This is a genomic window from Stenotrophomonas pictorum JCM 9942, assembly GCF_001310775.1.
Lineage (GTDB): Bacteria > Pseudomonadota > Gammaproteobacteria > Xanthomonadales > Xanthomonadaceae > Stenotrophomonas > Stenotrophomonas pictorum.
This window is the reverse complement of the sequence record NZ_BAZI01000203.1, coordinates 1-5,166: the sequence shown is the minus strand read 5'-3', so window position 1 is coordinate 5,166 and position 5,166 is coordinate 1. Positions and strand designations below refer to the sequence as shown.

5 protein-coding genes are annotated in these 5,166 nt (G+C 66.1%); 1 reads left to right on the top strand and 4 read right to left on the bottom strand.

Annotated elements, in window-relative coordinates; genetic code table 11:
* Positions 1–157: 157 nt before the first annotated feature.
* Positions 158–1,126 (top strand): LysR family transcriptional regulator, encoded by a 969-nt coding sequence (locus tag JCM9942_RS10695; RefSeq protein WP_054659578.1) that lies wholly within the window; start codon positions 158–160, stop codon positions 1,124–1,126.
* A gap of 103 nt (positions 1,127–1,229) precedes the next feature.
* Here the strand turns inward: JCM9942_RS10695 and lepB are convergent, their stop codons facing one another.
* The 4 genes from lepB to arfB form a co-directional block, all read right to left on the bottom strand.
* Positions 1,230–1,850 carry a signal peptidase I gene (lepB, locus tag JCM9942_RS10690; RefSeq protein ID WP_054659576.1) on the bottom strand — a complete coding sequence of 207 codons (621 nt, stop codon included), beginning with the start codon at positions 1,848–1,850 and terminating at the stop codon, positions 1,230–1,232.
* 173 nt (positions 1,851–2,023) lie between these two features.
* Positions 2,024–4,183, bottom strand: a complete 2,160-nt coding sequence (gene dcp / locus JCM9942_RS10685) for a peptidyl-dipeptidase Dcp (protein WP_054659574.1) — start codon at positions 4,181–4,183, stop codon at positions 2,024–2,026.
* Positions 4,184–4,294: 111 nt separating this feature from the next.
* Complete coding sequence (locus tag JCM9942_RS10680) at positions 4,295–4,855, bottom strand: lysophospholipid acyltransferase family protein (RefSeq protein ID WP_172675096.1); 561 nt, start codon at positions 4,853–4,855, stop codon at positions 4,295–4,297.
* A gap of 45 nt (positions 4,856–4,900) precedes the next feature.
* The coding region (gene arfB, locus JCM9942_RS10675) for an alternative ribosome rescue aminoacyl-tRNA hydrolase ArfB (RefSeq protein WP_157722871.1) at positions 4,901–5,166 on the bottom strand (266 nt) is incomplete at its 5' end.

The window sequence follows — 5,166 nt, the reverse complement described above, 5'->3', positions numbered from 1 at the left end:
GGCGGGGGGCGGACTGCGGCGTGGCGACAGCGTGGGCGACGGCGGACATCGGAAGTTCCTGCGGGTGTCGGGGACTCAAACGTGCCGCCTCAGGAAGGTATTTAACAAAACAGTTTTTGCAATGCTTTTTATAAGTTGTGCTAATACTTGCTTTGCCATGCCCACCAAGACGCCCGCAACCCCGCGTTTTTCCTACAAGTCTGACCGGCTCAAGCCGCTGCGGGCGTTCCTGCAGACGGTGCGCCTGGGCTCGGTCTCACGTGCGTCCGAAGCACTTTTTGTCAGCCAGCCGGCGGTGAGCCTGCAGCTGCAGGCGCTGGAACGGGAGCTGGGCGTAGTGCTGTTCGAGCGCAGCGGGCGCCGGCTGGTGCCCACCCGCGAGGGCCAGCTGCTGTACGACATGGCGCAGCCGCTGGTGGAAAGCCTGGACGGGCTGCTGCCGCGGTTCCGCGAGAAAGCCAGCGGACTGGACGCGGGCGAGCTGAACATCGCCGCAAATTCGTCGACCATCCTGTATCTGCTGCCCAAGATCGTCGAAAACTTCCGCAGGCTACACCCGGATGTGCGCCTGACCCTGCACAACGCGATCAGCGCCGACGGCACCGACCTGCTGCGCAGTGACGCCGCCGATCTGGCTATCGGCTCCATGCTGGATGTGCCGGCCGACCTCAGCTACGCCCCGGTCTACCGCTTCGACCAGGTGCTGATCACCCCGCCCGACCACCCGCTGGCGAAGAAAAAGAACCTGACGCTGGAAGACCTCTCCCCGTGGCCGCTGATCCTGCCGCCGCGCCGGCAGATCACCTGGCGGCTGGTCGACCTGGTGTTCCAGCAGCACCGCGTGCCCTACACGGTGGCGCTGGAAGTGGGCGGCTGGGAGGTGATCAAGCAGTACGTGGCGATGGGTATGGGCATCAGCATCGTCACCGCGTTGTGCCTGAACGAGGCCGACCGCGACAAGCTGGTCACGCGCGCGATGGGGGAATTCTTCCCTTCCCGCAGCTACGGCGTGGTGGTGCGCCGGGGCAAGGTGCTGTCGCCACAGGCGCGCGCCTTCGTCGAGTTGATCCAGCCGGATCTGTTCGCGCCACGGCAGTACGACGATACCGGGCACTCCGAGCGCTAGGCGGCAGGCGCTGCCCAGAAGGCGGTATCAGGCCTCCTGTCGGACAACCCAGAACGGGCCACGGGCCGCGCCGCAGGAAGCGGCTCAGACGGTTTGGCGGGGATCAAAGCCGCTGCCACTCCAGACCTTCACCGCGGCGCCAGTACACCGCCAGCGCCTTGCCGTAGACCTTGTCGGCATCGACCAGACCGAAGAAACGGCCATCGAAACTGTTGCCGCGATGATCGCCCATCACCAGCAGTTTGCCGGCGGGGAGGGTGAAGCCCGGGATATCCGGACCTCCGCCTGCATCCAGATCCAGCTGCACCGGCTTGCCGTCGAAAAGCTCGCAAGCGACACCCTGCTGCAGGAGCCGGCCATTGATGCTCAGGTATCCCCCACGCAGCGCCACACGATCCCCACCCACCGCCACCACCCGCTTGATCAGGCGGGTGCCATCGGCCGGTGAATCGAACACCGCCACATCTCCGCGCTGCGGCGTGCCGGTGGCCAGCAGCTGCATCTGCGTGAACGGCAGCCGCACACCGTAGGCGCGCATATCCACCGCCACCCGGTCGCCGGGCTGCAGCGTGGGCTGCATGGAACCACTGGGCACCTGGTAATGGTTGGCCAAGGTGTCGCGGGCCACGCCGAGCAACAGCAGCATCACCGCCAGCGGCAGCGCTTCACGCCGCAACCAGGCGATGGCTGGATGGCGCGGGGGAACAGACGGCGTGTCGTTCATGGCACTTGCCCTGCACGGAGAGGAGAGCCTGTTGACCTGCCAGCCGACGGGGAGTTCCCGTGCGACGCACGCCCGCCAGGTACACGGCACCCAGCCGCCGCCCGCCAGCGCCGCACAGCAGAACGGCAGGGTTTCCCCTGCCGTCCGTCGCCAGCGGTTTACCGCACCAGCGCTTACTTCAAACCACGGTTCTTCAGCAGCGGTTCCACACTCGGATCCTTGCCACGGAAGTCGCGGTAGGCGGTGGCCAGATCGCGGGTGTTGCCGATGGACAGGATCTTGTCGCGGAACACCTGGCCGTTCTCACGGGTCAGGCCACCGTTCTCCTTGAACCACTCGAAGGCGTCATGGTCGATCATCTCCGCCCAGAAGTAGGCGTAGTAACCGGCCGAGTAACCGCCACCCCAGATGTGGTCGAAGTAGCTGCTGCGGTAACGCGGCGGCACCTGTGCCAGATCCACCTTGTAGCGCTTCAGCGCATCGGCCTCGAACTTGTCCACGTCCTGCAGCGGTGCGTCAGCGCCCTGCGTATGCCAGGCCAGGTCGAGCAGCGCCGCCGACAGGTATTCGGTGGTCATGTAGCCCTGGTTGAAGGTCTTGGCCTTGGCGATCTTGTCGACCAGCTCCTGCGGCATCGCTGCCTTGGTCTGGTAGTGCTTGGCGTAGTTGGCGAACACCTTCGGGTCCGAAGCCCAGTGCTCGTTGAACTGCGAGGGGAACTCGACGAAGTCACGCGGCACGCCGGTGCCGGCCACGCTCGGGTACTTGGTGTTGGAGAACATGCCATGCAGGGCGTGGCCGAATTCGTGGAACATGGTGGTCACGTCGTCCCAGCTCAGCAGCGCGGGCTGGCCGGCGGCAGGCTTGGTGAAGTTGCTGACGTTGTAGACCACCGGCTTGGTGCCGGTCAGGCCGTCCTGCTCGACGAACACGTCCATCCAGGCGCCACCGGACTTGCTGTCGCGCTTGAAGAAGTCGGCGTAGAACAGCGCCAGCGGCTGGCCGTTGGCATCGGTGACTTCAAACACGCGCACGTCCGGGTGGTAGACCGGCAGGTCCTTGCGCTCCTTGAAGGTCAGGCCGTAGAGCTGGTTGGCGGCGTAGAAAACGCCGTTCTGCAGCACGTTGTCCAGTTCGAAGTAGGGCTTGATCTGCGACTCGTCCAGGTCGTACTTGGCCTTGCGCACCTGCTCGGCGTAGAAGTCCCAGTCCGATGCGCTGGCCTTGAAGCCACCCTTCTGTGCGTCGATCACCTTCTGGATCTCGGCCAGCTCACCGCGCGCCTTGGCGGTGGCCGCCGGCACGGTGTCGGTCAGCAGCTTGAGCGCATGCTCCGGCGTCTGCGCCATCTGGTCGGTGAGGTTGTAGGCGGCGTAGTTCGGGAAGCCAAGCAGCTTGGCCTTGGCCGCACGCAGCTGGGCCAGGCGCTGGATGATGGCGCGGGTGTCGTTGGTATCACCGTGCTCGGTGCGGGTTTCCGAGGCCTGCAGCACCTTGGCGCGCACGTCGCGGTCCTGCAGCGAGCCGAGCGCCGGCTGCTGGGTGGTGTTCTGCAGGCTCAGCACCCACTTGCCGTCCAGCTTGCGGCCCTTGGCAGCGTCTTCGGCGGCAGCGATGTCGCCATCGGACAGGCCAGCCAGCTGCGCCTTGTCATCGATGACCACCGCACCGGCGGCGGTGGCCGCGACCAGCTTGTTGTGGAAGTCGTTGGACAGGGTGGCTTCTTCGGCGTTGTACTGCTTCAGCGTTTCCTTGTCGGGATCGCTGAGCTGGGCGCCGGCTTTGACGAAGCCCTTGTAGGTTTCCTCGACCACGCGCAGCTGCTCCGGCTCCAGCCCGGCACCCTGGCGCGCGTCATAGACCGCCTTCACCCGCTCGAACAGCTTGGCATCCAGATAGATGGCATCGCTGTGCGCAGCCAGCTGCGGCACCACCTCTCCCTGGATCTTCTGCCGCTCGGGATTGGTATCGGCCTGCACCACGCTGAAGAACACACGGCTGACGCGGTCCAGCATCGCACCGGATTTTTCCATCGGCAGCAGGGTGTTGTCGAAGGTGGCCGGCTGCGGGTTGTCGGTGATCTTCTTGATCTCGGCCAGGTGCTGGCGCATGCCTTCGGCGAAGGCCGGCAGGTAGTCGCTGTCCTTGATCTTGTCGAAGGCCGGCGCCTGGAACGGCAGCGGACTGACGGCCATGAACGGGTTGGTCGAGGCGTCGGCGGGCTGGCCGGCCTGGGGGGGCGTGTTGGTGGTCACGGGGGCAGTGGACTCCTTGCCGGAACAGGCGGCCAGCGCAAGGCTGATGGCGGTGGCCAGGACAACGGTACGCGACATGAAACGGCTCCTTGGGAACGGGCTTCGATCAGGCCCCAACCCTACTCCGTTGCCGCGGCGGCAACATGTGCCGATGGTGGCGGCCGCCGCCTGCACACCGGCCGCGCGGACTCAGCCGGTACCGCGGTTCTTGCCCATCCACTGCCGGTACCACTGGCGGATGGCGAGCATGTCGGCCGCATCATCGCCACTGGTGAAAAACGGCTCGCCGAAGCCGATGGTCTTGTCAGGGTAATGGAAATAGGCCGGAATCACCGGCACCTCGGCCATCCGTGCGATCTTGAGGAACCCCCCCTTCCACTCCTTGACCGGCTTGCGCGTGCCCTCCGGTGCCAACGCAAACCAGACCCGGTCACTGCGCTGGATCATCGCCACCACCTGTCCCACCGTGCCCTGCGGCGAACTGCGATCCACCGGCATCACTCCGAGCCCGCGCAGGATCACACTCAGCGGCCACCAGAACAGCTTGTCCTTGCCGAGGATGCGCGCGTCCACGCCCAGCGCCATCTTGGCCGCCAGCCCCCACAGACCGTCCCAGTTGGACGAATGCGGCGCGGCGATCACCACCGCCTTGGCCAGGTCCGGAATCGGCCCGCGGATATGCCACCCGCCCAGACGCAGCACGCTGCGCCCCAGCCAGCGGCTGAGTGCGCGGCCCGTGAGTTGTGGCATGTTCGGCGGCAGGACCGGCACGGTCGGTAAGCGGTTGCTCAAGCACTACTCCCAATTGCGTTGCGAACGGCCGCGCTTGACCTGCGCACGGCCTTTTTTCTCATCCAGGCGGCGCAGCTTGGAGCCGTAGGTCGGTTTGGTCGCCACCCGCGCCTTGGGCACGCTCAGACCGGCCTGGATGAAGCTGACCAGGCGTTCACGCGCGTCCTGGCGGTTGCGGTCCTGGGTGCGGAAGCGCTGCGCGTCGATCACCAGCACGCCTTCGCCGGTCATGCGCCGGTCGCGCCGGGCCAGCAGACGCGCGCGCAACG